An 18456-nucleotide genomic window follows, 5' to 3' on the forward strand; every position below is an offset into this window, starting at 1 on the left:
CGAATCCGTCATGCTCGTGGGTGAGCCTGCTCGAACGACGAGCGCAGGCGCTCCGCCGTGACGTGGGTGTACCGCTGGGTCGTCGCGAGGCTCGCGTGCCCCAGCACCTCCTGGACGCTGCGCAGGTCGGACCCGCCCTGGAGCAGGTGGGTCGCGGCGCTGTGGCGCAGGGCGTGCGGGGCGATGTCGTCGACGCCCGCGAGCGCGGCGAGGTCGTGGGAGACGGCGCGCAGCTGGCGCTGGTCGACGCGACCGCCTCGGCGGCCGAGGAGCAGCGCCGGCTCGGTGCCGCCCTGCGCGAGGACGGGACGGCCGGTCGTGAGCCACGCCTCGACGGCCTCCGCGGCCGGGAGCCCGAAGGGGACGACGCGCTCCTTGTCGCCCTTGCCGACGACGTGGAGCGTGCGCTCGGCGACGTCGACGTCGGTGACGTCCGCGCGACACAGCTCGCCGACGCGCGCGCCGGTCGCGTAGAGCAGCTCGAGTGCGGCCCAGTCGCGCAGGTGCACCGGGTCGGCGTCGTCGGCTCGGGTGCGGGCGACCTCGAGCAGGCGCGCCGCGTCCTCGACCGCGAGGACCGTCGGGAGCGCCGCGGTCGGGCGCGCACTGGCGAGCCGCAGCGCGGGGTCGGTCGCGACCCGGCCGGTGCGGACCGCCCAGTCGAAGAACGTGCGGACGGCGGCACCGCGGCGGGCGAGCGTCGCCCGGCTGCGCTGGGCCGCGGACATCGCGGCGAGCCAGCCTCGCAGCACGGCCAGGTCGATGTCGACGAGGTCGGCGCGGCCGTGGCGCGCGGCGTAGGCCAGGAGGTGCTCGACGTCGCCGACGTAGGCCCGGACGGTGTGGTCCGAGAGCCCGCGCTGAGCGCGCAGGTGCAGCGCGAAGTCGGCCGTGAGACGGACGGCCGGAGCCGCCGCCGTGACCCCCGTCGCCGTCTGCATGTCCCTACCGTGACGGGTCACACGGGTGGCCCACAAGCGGACCCGCACACAGTTCACCCTCTGCGCGGCTCAACCGTCGCACTTGTCCGGATTTGAACATGGGCACCTGTCCAGTTCGACCCGTCGGGTCGATGTCGGTGGTCTCGCCGTGCGGACGTGACGGAGGGGATCGCGCGCTCGGACGGCCCACTCGGACGGGTCACGCCACCCTGCCGGGCGAGCACCGCGGACGACCCCGTCGGGCCGCGCCGCGGAGTGCGCATGCCGGTCCGCGCGCCGGTCCGCACGCCGGTCCCAACCCCCCGGGACCAGTCCTCGGCACGCCCGGTGAACCAGTCCTCGACTCACCCCTGGCCCCGTCCCCGACACGGCCTGCGGACCGGTCTCCCGGCACGCCCCCGTGGACGGGCGCCGCGCCACGCAGCGCCGCGGCGCGCGTGCGCCGTCAGGTCACCGGATTCGTCCGGCGCCACCCCGTCGCCCGCAGCTCGGCGAGACCCGCGAGCTCGAGGGTCCCGAGGGCGCCGCGGACGTCGGCCGGGGAGAGTCCCGCGCGTCGGGCGAGGGTGTCGACGGTCGCCGCCGACCGCAGCGACAGCGCGTCGAGCAGGCGGTCCGCGACCCAGTCGAGCCCGTCGTGCGGGCGGGCCTCCTCGGGCCGCTCGTCGGGCGGGGCGCCGAGCGGTCCCACGAGCTCGAGCACCTCCGCCGCGTCGGTCACGCAGACCGCCGCACCCTCGCGCAGCAGGCGGTGGCAGCCGGCCGACGCGACCGACGTCACCGGCCCGGGGACGGCGCCGAGCGGGCGCAGCAGGGACGCGGCGTGGTGCGCGGTGCTCAGGGCGCCCGAGCGCCACGCGGCCTCGACGACGACCGTCGCCCGGCTCACCGCGGCGATCAGCCGGTTGCGCATGAGGAACCGGCTGCGGCTCGGCACGCCGCCCGGGGGCACCTCGCTCAGGACGGCGCCGCCCCCGTCGAGGAGCCGCTCGAGCAGCTCCGCGTTGCCGGCCGGGTAGGCCCGGTCGACGCCACCGGCGAGGAGGGCGACGGTGACGCCCCCGCCCGCGAGGGCTCCGCGGTGCGCCGCCGCGTCGATGCCGTAGGCCCCCCCGGACACGACGCACACCCCGCGGGCCGCGAGTCCCTCCGCGAGCTCGACCGCGACCCGCTCCCCGTACGCGGTCGAGGCGCGTGCACCGACGAGCGCGACCGAGCGCGTCAGCAGACTCCCCAGGTCCGGTACCCCGCGCTGCCAGAGGCCCAGCGGCGCCGCCGCACCGAGGTCGTCGAGCCCGAGCGGCCAGCCGGGAGCCCCCGGGCGCAGGAAGCGCCCGCCGAGCCGGTGCACGTGGTCGATCTCGCGGCCGGGCTCGAGGCCCGCGAGCCGGGGTTCCCAGCGGGCGAGCGCCGAGCGCAGGCGTCTCCGGAGCGGTGCCAGGGACTCGTCCTCGCGGGCCACGAGCGTCTCGACGGCGGCCTCCGCGCGCCCGGGTGCCGCGGCCCAGCGGACCCAGTCGAGCGCCTCGCGCGCGCCCAGGGTGTGCACCAGCGCGCCCGCGACGGTGTCCCCCGGTTCGACCAGACGGCTCCACGCGGCCCGCGCGAGCGTCTCGTCCACCTCGCTCCCCCGGTCCCCAGCAGCCGCGGGCACCTCGTCGGCCTCGTTCCCCCGGTCGCCGGCCCGCGCCGGCGTCTCGTCCACCTCGTTCCCCCGGTCGGCAGCCCGCGCCAGCGTCTCGTCCACCTCCCTCCTCCGGTCCCCGGCCGCCGCCGTCGCCGTCTCGCCGGCCGCGCTCCCCCGGTCCGCAACCCGCGCGCGCGCCTCGTGGGCCCCGCCCGCCCTGCCCCCGGTCATGTGGTCGCCTGCCCGCGGGTGCGAAGCAGCAGCGCCTGGCCGACGTCGGTACGGGTCGGTGCCGTCCGGCCCGCGAGGTCCGCCAGCGTCCACGCGACGCGCAGCACCCGGTCGACACCGCGCAGGCTGAGCAGGCCGCGGTCGAACGCGTGGTCGAGGTCCACGACGAGGCGGCGGTCGGGTCCGAGCCGCGCCCGCAGCCATCCGCCCGGCACGTCCGCGTTCGTGCGCCATGGCGTCCCGGACAACCGCTCCGACTGCGCCGCGCGCGCCTGCGCGACGCGGGCGGCGACGGTCGCGGTGCTCTCGGCCGCGGACGCCCTCGCGAGCGCTGCGCGCGACACCGGTTGCACGTCCACCTGGAGGTCGACGCGGTCGAGCAGCGGGCCCGAGAGCTTGCTGAAGTAGCGCCGGCGCTGCTCCGAGCGGCACGTGCAGTCGAGCCCCTTGCCGACGGCGCGCCCGCACGGGCACGGGTTCGCCGCCATGACGAGCTGGAAGCGCGCCGGGTAGCGCGCGACCCCGGCCGCCCGGTGCAGGACCAGCTCGCCGTGCTCGAGCGGCTGGCGCAGCGTCTGGAGGACGGCGGTGGAGAACTCGGGCGCCTCGTCCATGAACAGCACCCCGCGGTGCGCCCGGGATGCGGCACCGGGGCGGGGCACGCCGGAGCCGCCGCCCACGATGCTCGCGGGCGTCGCGGTGTGGTGCGGGTCCTCGTACGGCGGACGGCGCACGAGGCCGCCGCGGGGGTCGAACGTCCCCGCGACGGAGTGCACGGCGGTGACCTCGACCGCCTCGGCCTCGGTGAGGTCGGGCAGGAGGCCCGGCAGCCGTGCGGCGAGCATCGTCTTGCCGGCGCCGGGCGGCCCGACCATGAGCAGGTGGTGCCCGCCCGCCGCGGCGACCTCGAGCGCGACGCGGGCCTCGTCCTGCCCGAGCACGTCCGCGAGGTCGGCGGCCGGCCCGGAGGACCCCGGTTCGAGGTGCTCGGCACCGACGGCGACGACGTCGGGGACGTCCAGGTCCGCGCCGTACCGGTGGGCCACCTCCGCGAGGCTGCGCGCCCCGACGACGCGCGCGCCGGGCACGAGCAGCGCCTCCGCCTCGTTGGCCACGGGGACGACGACGTCGGCGTGGCCGGCCTGCACTGCGGCGGCGACGGCGGGCAGGACGCCGCGGACGGGCCGCAGCCGCCCATCGAGCCCGAGCTCCCCGAGGTGCACGAGCCCGGACACCGCCTCCGGACGCACGAGCCCGGCGCCGGCGAGCGTCGCGACGGCGATCGCGAGGTCGAACGCCGAGCCGGACTTGGGCAGCGTCGCGGGCGACAGGTTGACCGTGATCCGCCGGTTCGGCCACGCGAGCCCGCTCGACGTGACGGCCGCCCGCACGCGGTCGCGCGCCTCCGCGAGCGCGGCGTCGGGCAGCCCGACGAGCGTGAACGCCGGGAGCGAGGCGGCCAGGTGCGCCTCGACCTCGACGACGTGCCCCGTGAGCCCGCGCAGCGAGACACCGAGCGTGCGCCCGAGCGTCACCGGACGACTCCCGCGAGGTGCTCGAGCACGAGGGGCTGACCGCGGCGCAGCAGGATCGCGATCACGTCGATCCGCACCGACGCCGGGCGGGTGTCGTGCGCCACGAGCCACTGCGTTGTCAGTCGCCGGACGCGCGCGAGCTTGCGCGCGGTCACGGCCTCGGCGGGGTGTCCGAACGCCGTGCTGCGCCGGGTCTTGACCTCGACGGCGACCAGCTCGTCGCCGTCGAGCGCGACGAGGTCGAGCTCACCGCCGTCGCCCCGCCAGTTCCGGTCGAGCACCGTCCACCCGGCGTCGCGCGCCCATGCCGCCGCGACGTCCTCCCCGTACCTGCCGACCGCGTCCTTCGCCCGCATGGCGACCACCTCCGCCGCACACGCTCGCGGACCACCGGGGCGGCCGGGACCGGTGCGTTCCGGAGCGCCCGATGCACGACGAGGACGCCGGGCTGTGGGTGGGCCGCGACCTTCCACGTCGCGGCCACCGAGCCGGACGCGGACCCGGACACGGCGACACGCCACAGCAGGAGCGGACGCCACGCAGGGCGTCGCGCGGGTCAGCGCGAGAAGCCGGGGCCCCCGCCCAGGTCCAGCTCGGCCTTCGCGAGCTCCTCGACGTTGACGTCCTTGAACGTCACGACGCGCACCGACTTCACGAAGCGCGCCGAGCGGTACACGTCCCACACCCAGGCGTCCGCGAGCGCGAGCTCGAAGTACACCTCGCCCGCGGCCGACCGCACCTGCAGGTCGACCTGGTTGGCGAGGTAGAACCGCCGCTCGGTCTCCACGACGTACGAGAAGAGCCCGACCACGTCCCGGTACTCGCGGTAGAGCGCGAGCTCCATGTCCGTCTCGTAGTTCTCGAGGTCTTCCGCACTCACCGGGTCATCATCCCCCATCGTCGGGCGCGTCCTGCGCGCCGGGCCTCGCTCGCGGCCGCACCTCGGGCGAGGTTCACCCGCCCGCCGCGCACTCGTCGAGCGGCAGGCGCCAGCTCACCCGGTGCAGCGGGCTCGGGCCGTGCAGGCGCAGCGCGGCGACGTGGTCGCTCGAGCCGTACCCCTTGTTGGACTCCCAGCCGTAGAGCGGGTGCTCGCGGGCCAGCGTCGTCATGGTCTCGTCGCGCTCGCACTTGGCGAGCACGCTCGCGGCGGCGACGCTCGCGCACGTCCGGTCCGCCTTGACCATCATGCGCACGCGCGGCGCGAAGCCCAGCGCCTCGATCTCGTCGTCCGCGGCAGCCCGTCGGGCCGCCGCGTCCGCGTCCTCCTCCGGGTCGGCCTCGAACAGCGCGCCCTGCGCGGGCGGCGTGAGCCAGTTGTGCGACCCGTCGAGCACGACCGCGTCGACCGGTCCGACCTCCTGCGCGACGACGCGCAGCGCACGGGACCCGGCGAGGCGCAGGGCCGCGATGATGCCGATCGCGTCGATCTCGTCCGACGACGCGTGCCCGACGGCGCGCGCGATCCCCCACCGGCGCAGGGCCGGCACGAGGGCGGAGCGTGCGGCGGGACTGAGCAGCTTCGAGTCGGTGACGCCCGGCGGGCACGCGCGCGTGCTGGCGTCGACCACGACGACGCCGACGCTCACGGGCCCGGCGAGCGCGCCCCGGCCGACCTCGTCCATCCCGGCCACGAGCAGCGCGCCCGAGCGCAGCAGCGTGCGCTCGTGGCGCAGGGTCGGCGCCGGGCGGGTCGCGGGGGTCCGCGGGGCCGCAGCGCGGGTCGCGGGCGTGCGCGGGCCGCTCTTGGGCGGAGTCGGGGCGCCGGTGCCGAGGTCGTCGTGCGCCGGCGCGTCCTCGAGCAGCGCGGCGCCGAGCGGGTCGCGCTGTCCCGGCTGCACCGCCGGTGCCGTGCCGGCGAGGTCGACCAGCGTCATGCGGGGTCCGGCACGGCCGCGAACGTGTCGGTGGGGTTCGTGAGCGTCCCGGCGCGGTCGAAGGGCCAGACGGTCACGAACGCGGTGCCGACGACGTTCTCGACGGGCATGTAGGGGCCGCCGGGCGAGCCCATGTTGGCGCGCGAGTCCGCGGACGCGCCGCGGTTGTCGCCCATGAGCCAGAGCGTGCCCTCGGGCACGGTGATGTCGAACGCGCTGATGCTCGGGACGGCGCCCGGGGCGAGGTACGGCTCCTCGATCGGGACGCCGTTGACCGTCACGGGGGCGCCGTCACCCTCGCACGCGACGTGGTCGCCGGGCAGGCCGATGATGCGCTTGATGAGGTGCTCGCCCGCGTCCTGCGGCAGGAGCCCGACGAACGTGAGGGCCTCGTTGACGACCTTGCGCGCCTCGCTGGGCTGGGGCGCCGTCGCGCCGCTGAGCCAGCCGCCGGGGTCCTTGAACACCACGATGTCGCCGCGGCGCAGGTCGAACGGTCCGGGCCGGAGCTTGCTGACGAGCACGCGGTCGCCCTCGATGAGCGTCTCGTGCATGGACTCGCTGGGGATGAAGAACGCCTGCACGAGGAACGTCTTGACGATCAGCGACAGCAGGAGCGCGCTGACCAGGATGATCACCGACTCGCGCAGCCACGCGAGGCCCGAGCTCCGCCCGGACCTGCGCTCGTGGTCGCGCCGCTGGTTCCGGCTGCCCTCGGGGAAGATCGTGTCGTCACGCTCCGCGGCGTCCTGGTCGGTCACCCGACCACTCTTCCATGCCTCGGCCGGTCCGAGCACGACGTCCCACCGGCCGGTCGCGCCCGACCACGGGGCGGCACGGTGCCGGGGTGCCCCGTGAGCGCGCGGGGGCGGGGACGCCGACGGGCGGCCACCGAGACCGGTGACCGCCCGTGCGAGCCGTGCGAGGTGCGTCAACCCTTCTTGGCCGGCACCGCGTCGCGCTTCTCCTTGATCTTCGCCTTCTTGCCGCGAAGGGCACGCAGGTAGTAGAGCTTGGCGCGCCGCACGTCACCGCGGGTGACGACCTCGATCGACTCCAGGCTGGGCGAGTGCACGGGGAACATGCGCTCGACGCCGACGCCGAAGCTGACCTTGCGGACCGTGAAGGTCTCGCCGACGCCGCCGCCGTGACGCGAGATCACGACGCCCTGGAACGCCTGGATGCGGGAGCGGTTGCCCTCGACGACCTTGACGTTCACCTTGAGGGTGTCGCCCGGGCGGAAGGCAGGGATGTCGGAGCGCAGCGAGGCTGCGTCGACGGGGTCCAGCGTGTGCATGGTGTTCACTCTCTCGCGCTGCCACAGGTCAGACGCGTCGTCGAGGGCGCTCCGTCGACCGTCAGACCGGGGTCTGCGTCGGCCGTGCGGGCGTCCCGATGGCTCATGGACGGTGCGTCGGACCCGGAGAACCGGGCACGAGCGGCCGTGGTCGTCTCCCCTGTGGCAGAGACGCAGCCGGTGCGCACCAACGGACCAGTCTGCCACACGTGCGCGAACGACCGTAAACGGTGCCGGGCACAGGCGGGGCTCAGGCGGGGGGCACGTCCTCGGGCGCCCCGGGCGTGGCGGTCGCGGGCGCAGCGGTCGCGGGCGCAGGAGCCGGTGCCAGTCGCCCGTCGACGACGACCCAGCCCGCCTCCGCGAGCACCGTGCGGTCGTGCGCGTCGAGCCCGTCGGCGTCGAGCGCCCGCACGAGGTCGGGACGGCGGGCCGCCGTGCGGACGAGCGCCTCGTCGCGCCGCCACCGCTCGATGCGCGCGTGGTGACCCGAGAGCAGGACCTCGGGGACGTCGAGGCCCGCCCAGCTCGGCGGCTTCGTGTACACGGGGTACTCGAGCAGCCCCGCGGCGCCGTGCGACTCCTCGACGAGCGAGGCGGGGTTCCCGACGACGCCCGGCAGCAGCCGCGCGACCGCCTCGACCAGCACGAGCGCCGCGACCTCTCCCCCGTTGAGCACGTAGTCGCCGAGCGAGAACTCGCTGACCTGCACGCCCGGCACCGTGCGGTAGTGCTCGGCGACCCGCGCGTCGATCCCCTCGTAGCGACCGCACGCGACGACGAGGTGCTCCTCGCCCGCGAGCCGCTCCGCGGTGCGCTGGGTCAGCGGCGCGCCCGAGGGCGTCGGCACGAGCAGGTGCCCGCCCCCGGCGAGCACCTCGTCGAGCGCGGTCCCCCACACGTCGGGCCGCATGACCATCCCGGCGCCGCCACCGAACGGCGTGTCGTCGACGGTGCGGTGCCGGTCGGTCGTCCACGCGCGCAGGTCGTGCACGCGCAGGTCGAGGAGCCCGGCGGTGCGGGCCTTGCCGACGAGCGAGAGGTCGAGCGGCGCGAGGTACTCCGGGAAGATCGTGACGACGTCGATGCGCACGTCAGTCCTCGTCGCCGGTCGGCTGCGGCGCGCCGCTCGTCTCGTCGCTCACGACCATGTTCTCGGCGTCGGACGCCATGAGCCCCGCCGGCGGGTCGAGGACGACGCGCCCGCCCGGCACGTCGACGACCGGCACGATCGCCCGGACGAACGGCACGAGCGTGCGCTCCCCCGAGGGCTCGCGGACGACGAGGAGGTCGTGCGCGGGCAGGTGCTCGAGCCCGACGACCTCGCCGAGCAGCGTGCCGTCGACGTGCTCGGCGCGCAGGCCCGCGAGCTCGTGCGGGTACCACGCGTCCTCGTCGTCGGAGCCGTCCTCCTCGGCGAGCAGGTCGACGCCGCGCAGCGCCTCCGCCGCGGTGCGGTCGGACGCCTCGGCGAACGTGACGAACCAGCGGTCGTGCTGGACGCGCGTGCCGGCGACCGTGAGCGGCCCCGCCGACGCGGGCTCGGTGACGAGGACGGTCCCGACCGCCAGGCGCTCGTCGGGCGCGTCGGTGCGCAGGTCGAGCGCGACCTCGCCCCGCAGCCCGTGGGCCCGCACGATCCTCGCGACGGTCAGCAGCATCCAGGTTCCTTCCGGGGCGGACGCGCGGCACGCGCGACCGGGTGGTGCGGGCCGGCGCGGGTGCGACGACCGGGTGGTGCGGGCCGGCGTCCCGGCCGGGGGTGCGGACCGGGGGGTGCGGACCGGCCGGTGGTGCGGACTGGCGGGTGGTGCGGACCGCGCGGCGGCCCGGCGGGTGGTGCGGACAAGCGACGCGCGACGGCCCGGGACGCCGAGAGGCCCGGCCCCAGGGTAGGGGCCGGGCCTCTCGGTGCGGTCGGTGGTCGACAGCTCAGCGGCGGTCGACGTCCACGACGTCGACCCGGACCGGGCCTTCCGTCGAGAGCGCGCCGACGACGGTGCGCAGCGCACGCGCCGTGCGACCGCCGCGCCCGATGACCCGACCGAGGTCGTCCGGGTGCACCCGGACCTCGAGCAGCTCACCGCGACGCAGGGTCTTCGTGCGGACCTGCACGTCGTCCGGGTGGTCGACGATGCCCCGCACGAGGTGCTCGAGCGCGTCGTCGAGCATCAGGCCTGCTCGTCCTCGGTGGCGTCGGCGGCGGGCGCCTCGGCCTTCGCGGCAGCCTTCTTCTCGGACGCGTTCGCCTTGACCTTCTCGGCGTCCTTCGCGGCGGCCTCGATGGCCGTGCTCGGGTCGACCTTCGGGGCCTTCACGCGCAGCGTGCCCTCGGCGCCCGGGAGGCCCTTGAACTTCTGCCAGTCACCCGTGACCTTGAGGAGCACGAGGACCTGCTCGCTCGGCTGCGCGCCGACCCCGAGCCAGTACTGCGCACGCTCGGAGGAGATGTCGATGAGCGACGGCTCCTCGGTGGGGTGGTACTTGCCGATCTCCTCGATGACGCGGCCGTCACGCTTGGTGCGCGAGTCCGCGACGACGACGCGGTAGTACGGCGCGCGGATCTTGCCCATGCGCTTCAGACGGATCTTGGTGGCCACAGTGTGGTCTCTCCTGGTTTCTGCTGTGGTGGTCGGGCGCGCCCGCTCGTGGGGAGAGGGGCTCGTCCGACCGGAAGGACACGGTCGCGGCGGTTAGAGGGTCCGGGCGCGCCGAGTACAGGGATGCATTCTGCCAGACGTCGGGCCCGGCTCCCAACCGTGCCGGGCGCGAGCCCCGACGGCGGGTTCGGCGGGGCCGCGCTCCCGCGCGAGCGCCCGGCCCCGACCGCTCAGCGGACCCGGACGCCCCGCAGCACGACGGCCGACGGCGCCGCGAGCACGTCGACGTCGGTGCGCGGGTCGGTCGCGTACACCACGAGGTCGGCGCTCGCGCCCTCGTCGAGCGCCTCGACCCCGAGCCACGCGCGGGTCCGCCAGCTCGCCGCGGCGACCACGTCCGCGGCCGGGATCCCCGCGCGCACCATCTCGCGCGTCTCGTCGGCGATCCGCCCGTGCGCGATCGTCCCGCCCGCGTCGGTCCCGACGAGGACCGGGACGCCGGCGTCGTGCAGGTCGCGCACCTGGTCGTACCGGCGCGCGTGCAGGCGGCGCATGCGCGCGGCGAACAGGGGATAGCTCACCGCCTGGGCGGCGATCGCCTCGAACTGCGCGACCTGGAGCAGCGTCGCGGTCACGGGCACGCCGTCCGCCGCGAGCCGCGCGATCTGCTCGGGCGTCGCGCCGGTCGCGTGCTCGAGGCAGTCGACCCCCGCGTCGAGCAGCGCGTCGACGGACTCGGTCGCGAACGTGTGCGCGGTCACCCGGGCACCCTCGGCGTGCGCGGCGGCCACCGCCTCGGCGAGCACGTCGGCCGGCCACAGCGGGCGCAGGTCACCGTCGGCGCCCAGGTCGCGGTCGATCCAGTCGGCGACGAGCTTGACCCAGCCGTCGCCGCGCCGGGCCTCCTCGGCGACCGCCGCGGGCAGCTCCGTGACGTCGGCGAGCTCGCGACCGTAGTGGCGCAGGTACCGCTTCGGACGCGCGAGGTGGTGGCCGGCCCGGATCAGGCGCGGCAGGTCGGTGCGCCCGTGCACCCACGAGGTGTCGGCGGGCGACCCAGCGTCGCGCACGAGCAGCACCCCCGAGTCGCGGTCGGCCACGGCCTGCTGCTCCGCGGTGGCCGCGTCGACGGGTCCGTCCGCGGCGAGCCCGATGTGGCAGTGCACGTCCACGAGCCCGGGCACCGCGACCCCGTCGAGCACCTCGACGTCCGTCGCCGACGGGCGCGTGAGCGTGAGCCGCCCGCCGACGACCCACGCCTCCCCCACCTCGCGCTCGTCGTCCAGGACGACGGTGCCGCGCAGGTGCAGCACGGGCGCGGCGGTCACGGGCGTCCGGCCCACGTCGGCGCGAGGAGCACGTCAGCGCCCGAGCAGCTTGTCCAGGCCGGGCGGCAGCTGGAGCGCGGCGGGGTCGACCTGCTCCGGCGCGGCAGGCTGGCCGAGGCCGAACGCGGAGCCCTGCGGCGCGCGCGGGGTCGTCCCGGCCGCCCGGTCCGCCGCCAGACGCTCCTGCTCGGCGCGCTTCGCGGGGTTGCCCGACTTGCCCTTGGCCTTGCGCGCGGGCGGTGCGACGCGACCGCGCGACTTCTTGCCACCCATGCCGGGCAGGTTCCCCATGCCGGGCATCGGCATGCCGCCGCCGCGCGCCATCTGCTTCATCATCTTCTGCGCGCCCTCGAACCGGTCGAGGAGCTGGTTGACGTCGGTCGCCGTCGTGCCGGAGCCGCGCGCGATGCGCGAGCGCCGGGAGCCGTTGATCATCTTGGGGCTGCGGCGCTCGGCGGGCGTCATCGACCGGATGATCGCCTCGATGCGGTCGACCTCGCGCTCGTCGAAGTTCTCGAGCGCCTCCCGCATCTGGCCCATGCCCGGCAGCATGCCGAGCATCTTCTTCATCGAGCCCATGTTCTTCATGGCCTGCATCTGCTGCAGGAAGTCCTCGAGCGTGAAGTCCTCGCCGCTCGCGAGCTTGCCGGCCATCGCCTCGGCCTGGTCGGCGTCGAACGCCTTCTCGGCCTGCTCGATGAGGGTCAGCACGTCACCCATGTCGAGGATGCGCGACGCCATCCGGTCGGGGTGGAAGACCTCGAAGTCGGTGAGCTTCTCGCCCGTCGACGCGAACAGGATGGGCCGGCCCGTGACGCTCGCGACCGAGAGCGCGGCACCACCGCGCGCGTCGCCGTCGAGCTTCGACAGGACCACGCCGGTGAAGTCGACACCCTCGGCGAACGCCTGCGCGGTCGCGACGGCGTCCTGGCCGATCATCGCGTCGATCACGAAGAGGATCTCGTCGGGGCTGACCGCGTCGCGGATGTCGGCGGCCTGCTGCATGAGGTCCGCGTCGACGCCGAGGCGCCCGGCGGTGTCGACGATCACCACGTCGTGCTGGCGCGCGCGTGCCGTCGCGAGGCCCTCGCGCGCGACCGCGACCGGGTCGCCGCCTGCGATCCCCGAGAGGTCCTCGCTCCCCTGGTTGCCGCGGTGCGGGGCGAAGACCGGCACGCCGGCGCGCTGACCGACGACCTCGAGCTGCGTCACGGCGTTGGGCCGCTGGAGGTCCGCGGCGACGAGCAGCGGGGTGTGCCCCTGGCCACGCAGGTGCAGCGCGAGCTTGCCCGCGAGCGTCGTCTTGCCCGCACCCTGGAGGCCCGCGAGCATGATGACGCTCGGCGGGGTCTTCGCGAGGCGCAGCGGCCGGTTCTGGCCGCCGAGGATCGAGACGAGCTCGTCGTTGACGATCTTGACGACCTGCTGCGCGGGGTTCAGCGCACCCGAGACCTCGGCCGAGAGCGCACGCTCGCGCACCGCGCCGGTGAACGCGCGCACGACGGGGACGGCGACGTCGGCATCGAGCAGGGCCCGGCGGATCTCGCGCACGGTGGCGTCGATGTCCGCCTCGGACAGCTTGCCCTTGGTGCGCAGGTTCTTGAAGGTGGATGTCAGTCTGTCGGACAGGGTGGCGAACACCGCTCGATCCTCACGCTCTCCTCGCCGATCACGGACGGTCCAGGGTACCTGCCAGCCGGTCGCCCGCCCGCGCCGTCGCGGCGTCGACGAGCCGCTCGCGCCAGGCGCTCCACGCGGTCGGCCCCGCGGCGGTCGCGTCGGCCTCCGTGAGCGAGCGCAGCAGCCCGAGCAGGTCGGCCCGGTGGTCGACCGCCTCGAGCAGCCGGTCCGTCGTCGCGGGGTCGTCCGGGTCCGCCGTCGTCGCGAGGTCGGCGAGCGTCAGGTGGTGCCGGACGAGGCGTGCCACGTCGTCGGCGTCCTGCTCGCTGAAGCCCATCCGCAGCACGATCGGCCCCGCGAGCCGGGCCCCCTCGGTCGAGTGGTCCCCTGCGCCGGCGCGCTTGCCGATGTCGTGCAGCAGTGCCGCGAGCAGCAGCAGGTCGCTGCGCTCGACGCTGCGCTTGTCCCGGCTCGCGAGCGCGACGGTCTCGACGAGGTGCCGGTCGACCGTGTGGCGGTGGATCGCCGAGCGCTGCGGGCGGTTGCGCACCCCGGCCCACTCGGGGATCCACGTCGTGACGACGCCCGCCAGGTCGAGCGCCTCCCAGACCGGGACCTGCGCGTGCCCCGACCCGAGCAGCTGGAGCAACGACGTCCGGGCGGCCTTGGGCCACGGCCTCGGCAGCGGCGGGGTCTGCGTGAGGCTCGCGACGGTGACCGGCGAGAGGGGCAGGCCCGTGCGGGCGGCGGTCGCGGCGGCGCGCAGCGACAGGATCGGGTCGAGGGCCGGGCGCGCGTCGACGGCGAGCACGATCTCGCCGTCGTGCTCGACGAGCCCCTCCCCGATCGGCCGCAGCAGCGGCGCCCCCCGCCGGCCCCGCACGAGCACGGGACGGCGCACGAGCGGGCGCTGCAGCGCCTGGCGCGCGTTGCGGACCGTCGAGTCGAGCGCGTAGGAGATGATCCGGCCCGCCTCCGCGAGGCTCGCGAGCAGGTCGTCGCGGTCGTCGAAGCCGGTGAGCGCCGCGACCTCGTCCTGGTCGGCGGCGAGCAGGCGGTTGGTGTGCCGGCGCGTCGCGACCTGGACCGCGTCGCGCACGTCGAGCAGGTGCGCGTACGCGTTGTCGACCGCGCCGTGCGGGCGGTCCGTGAGCCACGTCGCGGCGAGCGCCGAGAGGACGACGGCGTCGCGGATCCCGCCCCGGGCCTCCTTGAGGTCCGGCTCGATGAGGTAGGCGAGCTCGCCGTGGCGCTCGGCGCGCTGCCGGGTCGACGCGAGCAGCTCGGGCAGCCGCCGGCGGGCCGCCGAGCGCCAGTCCGCGAGCAGCGCCGACTTCGCGCGGTGCACGACGAGGTGGTCGCCCGCGACGGGGACCAGGTCGAGCAGCCCGACCGCCGCCGGCAGGTCCTTCGAGGCGACCTGGCGGCACTGCGCGAGCGAGCGCACCGAGTGGTCGAGGTCGAGGCCCGCGTCCCAGATCGGGTACCAGAGCCGCTGCGCGAGCGCCGAGACCTCCTCCGCGGAGTGCCCGCGCCCCTCGTGCACGAGCAGCAGGTCGAGGTCGCTGACCGGGCTCGCGTCCCCGCGCCCGACGCTGCCGACGGCGCCGAGCGCGATCCCGCTGACGTCGCGGCCCGCGGTGGCCTCGTCCCACAGCTCCGCGAGCCGGCGGTGGACGAGCTCGACCCCGGCGACCCGGCGTGCGACCCCGTCGCTGCCCGGGCCGGTGAGACCGGCGGCGAGCGCGAGCCGTTCCGCCCGGAGGCCCCGCACCCCTGTCGAGGGGCGCGGGGCCTCGGGCGACCCGTCGCCGGCCGCGCCCCCTGCGGGCGACCGTGACTGCGTCATCTGCTGGTGTCTGCTGCCCGGCTCAGAGCGCGTCCGCGCCGTGCTCGCCGGTGCGGACCCGCGCGACGTCCTCGACCGGCACGACCCAGACCTTCCCGTCGCCGATCTTGCCGGTCTGCGCGGCCTTGACGATGACCTCGGTGACCGTCGCGGCGTCCTCGTCGGAGACCAGGACGTCGATCTTGACCTTCGGGACCAGGTCGACCGTGTACTCCGCACCGCGGTAGACCTCGGTGTGGCCGCGCTGCCGGCCGTAGCCGCTCGCCTCGCTCACCGTCAGGCCCCGGACACCGGCCGCCTCGAGCGCCGACTTCACGTCGTCCAGCCGGTGCGGCTGGATGACTGCTGTGACGAGCTTGGTCATCACTTCACCTCCGTAATGATGCGGGCACCCAGGGTCTCGTACGCCGTCTCGCCGTGCACCGCCAGGTCGACGCCGCCGACCTCGGCCTCGTCGCTCACGCGCCAGCCCATCGTCGCCTTGAGGATCAGGGCGATGACCAGGGTCGCGAGGCCGCTGAAGACCATCGCCGCGAGGGCGACGAGAACCTGCGTGCCGAGCTGCGTCAGGCCGCCGCCGTAGAACAGGCCGTTCAGCGCACCGTCGGGATACCAGGTCGAGTTGGCGTCCGTCGAGAACAGGCCGATGAGGACCGTCCCGACGAGGCCGCCGACGAGGTGGACGCCGACGACGTCGAGCGAGTCGTCGTAGCCGAACCGGAACTTCAGGCCGACCGCGAGGGCGCACAGCACACCCGCGACCGCGCCGATCGCGATGGCGCCGAACGTGTCGACAGCCGCGGCGGCCGGGGTGATCGCGACGAGGCCGGCGACGACACCGGACGCGGCACCGAGCGACGTGGCATGACCGTCACGGAACTTCTCGGTGAGGAGCCAGGCGAGCATCGCGACGGCCGTGGCGACGAGCGTGTTGACCCAGGCGCGGCCCGAGACGTTGTCCGCGCCGAACTCCGAGCCCGCGTTGAAGCCGAACCAGCCGAACCACAGCAGCGCCGCACCGAGCATGACGAACGGGAGGTTGTGCGGGCGCATGGGCTCCTTGGCGAAGCCGCGGCGCTTGCCGATCACGAGGGCGAGCACGAGGCCCGCGACACCGGCGTTGATGTGCACGACCGTGCCGCCGGCGAAGTCGATGGGCGTCGAGAGCCCGCTCGTGATGCCCTCGGCGCCGAGGTGGCCGCCGCCCCACACCATGTGCGCGAGCGGGATGTAGACGACCGTGACCCAGACGGCGGTGAACGCGAGCCACGTCGAGAACTTCGTGCGGTCCGCGATGGCACCCGAGATGAGCGCGACGGTGATGATCGCGAACGTCGCCTGGTAGCCGACCGCGACGAGCGCCGGGACGCCGGTCGCCTTCATCAGGCTGTCCTCGTCGGTCATGCCCGCGAGGCCGAAGAAGTCGAACGGGTTGCCGAAGAACCCGGCGACGTCCGTGCCGAAGGTCCCGGAGTAGCCGTAGAGGACCCAGATGAGGGAGACGACGCCGATCGCGCCGAAGCTCATCATCATCATGTTGAGGACGCTCTTGCCCCGCACCATGCCGCCGTAGAAGAACGCCAGACCCGGCGTCATCAGCAGCACCAGCGACGCGGCAGTCAGCATCCATGCTGTGTTGCCCGTGTCCAGCACAAACTCTTCCATCTGGATTGCCTTCCTTCGCCAGCCGGGCGGCCGGGTCGGGCACAACCTTCGGGGAGGGGAGTTTCACCGGGAGGCCGGACGGGTTACGCGCACGTGACAGCGCCGCCCCCCACGTAAACGTTGCGTTTCGTGCTGGGCAGAGGTCCAGGAACCGGGTCAGACCTGGAGGAGTCCGTCGACGAAGTCCTCGGGGTCGAACGGGGCCAGGTCGTCGGGCCCCTCGCCGAGGCCGACGAGCTTGACGGGCACCCCGAGCTGGCGCTGGACCGCGACGACGATGCCGCCCTTGGCGGTCCCGTCGAGCTTGGTCAGGACGATGCCGGTGACCCCCGCGACCTCGGCGAAGACCTTGGCCTGGTTGAGGCCGTTCTGGCCGGTCGTGGCGTCGAGCACCAGCAGGACCTCGGAGAGCGGCGCCTCGCGCGTGATGACGCGCGTGATCTTGCCGAGCTCGTCCATGAGGCCTGCCTTGTTCTGCAGGCGGCCCGCGGTGTCGACGAGGACGACGTCGAACTGCTCGCGCACGCCGGTGCGGACCGCGTCGAACGCGACCGCGGCGGGGTCGGCGCCGTCGCGGTCCGAGCGGACGGTCGGTACGCCGACCCGCGAGCCCCAGGTCTCGAGCTGGTCGGCGGCGGCGGCCCGGAACGTGTCCGCGGCACCGAGGACGACGGTGCGCCCCTCCGCGACCAGGACACGCGCGAGCTTGCCGACGGTCGTGGTCTTGCCGGTGCCGTTGACGCCCACGACGAGCACGACGGCGGGCACGTGCGGGCGGGCGGCGCCGTCGGTGTCCTCGTCGGCGTCGCCGGCCACCGCCGCCGCGAGCGCCGACGGCGGGGTCGTCGCGAGCGAGCGGTCGAGGGTCGGGTCGACGAGCGCGACGAGCTGCTCGCGCAGCAGCACCCGGACGTGCGCCGGGTCCTTGACGCCCTGCACGCGGACCTGGGTGCGCAGCGCGTCGATCAGCTCGCCCGCGGGGCCCGCGCCCATGTCGGCGAGGAGCAGCGTCTCCTCGAGCTCGTCCCAGTCGTCCTCGGAGAGGTGGTCGCGCGAGAGGACCGCGAGCAGGCGCGTGCCGAGCGGCGAGCCCGAGCGGGCGAGGCGGTCCCGGAGGCGCGCGAGACGCCCGGCGGCGGGCGCCGGGACCTCGAAGCCGACGACCTCGTCGAGGTCCGGGACGACCTCGAGGTCCTCCGCGGCGGTCGTGGTGCCCGGCGCGACGGGTGGGCGCTCGAGCGTCGTGGTGCCGGCGCCCCCGGACGGCTCGGCGGCTCCCCCGCCGCGTCCGGCGCGTGCGGCGTCGTCCGGGGCACCGGGCCGCGGGCCGGAGCCCGGGCGGCGGCGGCGCGCGACGAGCACCCCGGCGATCGCCGCGAGGACGGGCACGCCGACGAACAGGGCTGTCAGGAGGTCGTTGTCCACGGGATCAGTCTCTCAGCACCGGCACGGCTCCGGCGCGGGTCGGCTCCGGGACGCCACGGCTCGGCGCTGCTCGGCTCCGGTGCGGCGCGGGGACGTCGCGGTCGCGTCCGGCAGGGTCAGACGGGACGCCGCGTGAGCTCGTGCACCGAGCGGACGGCCTTCTGCTTGGCCTTGCCGAGCGTGTCGCGCAGCTCGTCGACGTGCAGGTAGCCGTCCTCGTCGACCTGGGTCGCGAGCAGGAACTCGTCGAGCGGCACGTCGACGGGCTCGGCGTCGAACAGCTCGGCGTCCAGGCGCGCGGACGCGGGGTCGCGGCGCGCGGCCAGGCCGGCGCGCAGGTCACGGAGGAAGGAGGGGTCAGCGCCGTTGCTCGTGGCGCTGGCCACCAGCGCGACGACGCCTGCGGCGACGAGCGCGACGAGGGTCCAGACGATCAGCGCAGTCATGGGATCATTATCGGG

Annotated in this window: 19 protein-coding genes; all 19 read right to left on the minus strand. The window is 75.3% G+C overall.

Features of this window, described 5'->3' with window-relative positions:
• Nucleotides 1-8: 8 nt before the first annotated feature.
• The 19 genes from CCE01nite_RS11505 to CCE01nite_RS11595 all read right to left on the minus strand — a co-directional run bounded on the left by CCE01nite_RS11505 (nucleotide 9) and on the right by CCE01nite_RS11595 (nucleotide 18441).
• On the minus strand, nucleotides 9-941 hold the full coding sequence (locus CCE01nite_RS11505; protein WP_034628479.1) for a tyrosine recombinase XerC: 933 nt from the start codon (nucleotides 939-941) through the stop codon (nucleotides 9-11).
• A gap of 445 nt (nucleotides 942-1386) precedes the next feature.
• Complete coding sequence (gene dprA / locus CCE01nite_RS11510) at nucleotides 1387-2595, minus strand: DNA-processing protein DprA (protein WP_052103971.1); 1209 nt, start codon at nucleotides 2593-2595, stop codon at nucleotides 1387-1389.
• Nucleotides 2596-2795: 200 nt separating this feature from the next.
• Nucleotides 2796-4334, minus strand: coding sequence for a YifB family Mg chelatase-like AAA ATPase (locus tag CCE01nite_RS11515; RefSeq protein WP_034628481.1), 1539 nt, complete (start codon nucleotides 4332-4334; stop codon nucleotides 2796-2798).
• Nucleotides 4331-4690 (minus strand): YraN family protein, encoded by a 360-nt coding sequence (locus CCE01nite_RS11520; protein ID WP_034628484.1) that lies wholly within the window; start codon nucleotides 4688-4690, stop codon nucleotides 4331-4333. Before CCE01nite_RS11520 ends, CCE01nite_RS11515 begins: the two co-directional genes overlap by 4 nt.
• Before the next feature lie 200 nt (nucleotides 4691-4890).
• A complete protein-coding gene (locus CCE01nite_RS11525; RefSeq protein WP_034628486.1) occupies nucleotides 4891-5214 on the minus strand; it encodes a DUF2469 domain-containing protein in 324 nt (107 codons plus the stop codon).
• 73 nt (nucleotides 5215-5287) lie between these two features.
• Complete coding sequence (gene rnhB / locus CCE01nite_RS11530; protein ID WP_084142601.1) at nucleotides 5288-6211, minus strand: ribonuclease HII; 924 nt, start codon at nucleotides 6209-6211, stop codon at nucleotides 5288-5290.
• A complete protein-coding gene (gene lepB / locus CCE01nite_RS11535) occupies nucleotides 6208-6972 on the minus strand; it encodes a signal peptidase I (protein WP_034628489.1) in 765 nt (254 codons plus the stop codon). Before lepB ends, rnhB begins: the two co-directional genes overlap by 4 nt.
• 170 nt (nucleotides 6973-7142) lie before the next feature.
• Complete coding sequence (gene rplS / locus CCE01nite_RS11540; protein ID WP_034628537.1) at nucleotides 7143-7508, minus strand: 50S ribosomal protein L19; 366 nt, start codon at nucleotides 7506-7508, stop codon at nucleotides 7143-7145.
• Nucleotides 7509-7758: 250 nt separating this feature from the next.
• Nucleotides 7759-8601: a tRNA (guanosine(37)-N1)-methyltransferase TrmD gene (gene trmD / locus CCE01nite_RS11545; protein WP_052103969.1), complete on the minus strand. Its 843-nt coding sequence runs from the start codon at nucleotides 8599-8601 to the stop codon at nucleotides 7759-7761.
• Between the two features lies 1 nt (nucleotide 8602).
• On the minus strand, nucleotides 8603-9169 hold the full coding sequence (gene rimM / locus CCE01nite_RS11550; RefSeq protein WP_034628491.1) for a ribosome maturation factor RimM: 567 nt from the start codon (nucleotides 9167-9169) through the stop codon (nucleotides 8603-8605).
• A 271-nt stretch (nucleotides 9170-9440) separates the two neighbouring features.
• Nucleotides 9441-9680 carry an RNA-binding protein gene (locus CCE01nite_RS11555; RefSeq protein WP_034628495.1) on the minus strand — a complete coding sequence of 80 codons (240 nt, stop codon included), beginning with the start codon at nucleotides 9678-9680 and terminating at the stop codon, nucleotides 9441-9443.
• Nucleotides 9680-10108, minus strand: a complete 429-nt coding sequence (gene rpsP, locus CCE01nite_RS11560; RefSeq protein ID WP_034628498.1) for a 30S ribosomal protein S16 — start codon at nucleotides 10106-10108, stop codon at nucleotides 9680-9682. Before rpsP ends, CCE01nite_RS11555 begins: the two co-directional genes overlap by 1 nt.
• A 230-nt stretch (nucleotides 10109-10338) precedes the next feature.
• Complete coding sequence (locus CCE01nite_RS11565; protein ID WP_034628548.1) at nucleotides 10339-11436, minus strand: amidohydrolase family protein; 1098 nt, start codon at nucleotides 11434-11436, stop codon at nucleotides 10339-10341.
• A gap of 33 nt (nucleotides 11437-11469) precedes the next feature.
• Nucleotides 11470-13077, minus strand: a complete 1608-nt coding sequence (gene ffh / locus CCE01nite_RS11570) for a signal recognition particle protein (RefSeq protein ID WP_034628500.1) — start codon at nucleotides 13075-13077, stop codon at nucleotides 11470-11472.
• Nucleotides 13078-13105: 28 nt separating this feature from the next.
• Complete coding sequence (locus CCE01nite_RS11575; RefSeq protein ID WP_034628504.1) at nucleotides 13106-14905, minus strand: [protein-PII] uridylyltransferase; 1800 nt, start codon at nucleotides 14903-14905, stop codon at nucleotides 13106-13108.
• Nucleotides 14906-14927: 22 nt separating this feature from the next.
• Entirely contained in the window at nucleotides 14928-15269 is a 342-nt protein-coding gene (locus CCE01nite_RS11580) for a P-II family nitrogen regulator (protein ID WP_034628507.1), read from the minus strand.
• Complete coding sequence (locus CCE01nite_RS11585) at nucleotides 15269-16570, minus strand: ammonium transporter (protein ID WP_034628510.1); 1302 nt, start codon at nucleotides 16568-16570, stop codon at nucleotides 15269-15271. The genes CCE01nite_RS11580 and CCE01nite_RS11585 overlap by 1 nt, the downstream gene beginning before the upstream one ends.
• A 156-nt stretch (nucleotides 16571-16726) precedes the next feature.
• A complete protein-coding gene (gene ftsY / locus CCE01nite_RS11590) occupies nucleotides 16727-17995 on the minus strand; it encodes a signal recognition particle-docking protein FtsY (protein WP_034628512.1) in 1269 nt (422 codons plus the stop codon).
• A gap of 116 nt (nucleotides 17996-18111) precedes the next feature.
• Complete coding sequence (locus CCE01nite_RS11595; RefSeq protein ID WP_034628514.1) at nucleotides 18112-18441, minus strand: hypothetical protein; 330 nt, start codon at nucleotides 18439-18441, stop codon at nucleotides 18112-18114.
• Nucleotides 18442-18456 lie beyond the last annotated feature (15 nt).

The organism is Cellulomonas cellasea (assembly GCF_006538745.1).
GTDB lineage: Bacteria > Actinomycetota > Actinomycetes > Actinomycetales > Cellulomonadaceae > Cellulomonas_A > Cellulomonas_A cellasea.

Coding starts and splice junctions, on each gene's coding strand:
- CCE01nite_RS11505 (WP_034628479.1), bottom strand. CDS start 941: ATGCAGACGGCGACGGGGGTCACGGCGGCGGCTCCGGCCGTCCGTCTC.
- CCE01nite_RS11520 (WP_034628484.1), bottom strand. CDS start 4,690: ATGCGGGCGAAGGACGCGGTCGGCAGGTACGGGGAGGACGTCGCGGCG.
- rnhB (WP_084142601.1), bottom strand. CDS start 6,211: ATGACGCTGGTCGACCTCGCCGGCACGGCACCGGCGGTGCAGCCGGGA.
- rplS (WP_034628537.1), bottom strand. CDS start 7,508: ATGCACACGCTGGACCCCGTCGACGCAGCCTCGCTGCGCTCCGACATC.
- rimM (WP_034628491.1), bottom strand. CDS start 9,169: ATGCTGCTGACCGTCGCGAGGATCGTGCGGGCCCACGGGCTGCGGGGC.
- CCE01nite_RS11555 (WP_034628495.1), bottom strand. CDS start 9,680: ATGCTCGACGACGCGCTCGAGCACCTCGTGCGGGGCATCGTCGACCAC.
- CCE01nite_RS11575 (WP_034628504.1), bottom strand. CDS start 14,905: ATGACGCAGTCACGGTCGCCCGCAGGGGGCGCGGCCGGCGACGGGTCG.
- CCE01nite_RS11580 (WP_034628507.1), bottom strand. CDS start 15,269: ATGACCAAGCTCGTCACAGCAGTCATCCAGCCGCACCGGCTGGACGAC.
- CCE01nite_RS11585 (WP_034628510.1), bottom strand. CDS start 16,570: ATGGAAGAGTTTGTGCTGGACACGGGCAACACAGCATGGATGCTGACT.
- CCE01nite_RS11595 (WP_034628514.1), bottom strand. CDS start 18,441: ATGACTGCGCTGATCGTCTGGACCCTCGTCGCGCTCGTCGCCGCAGGC.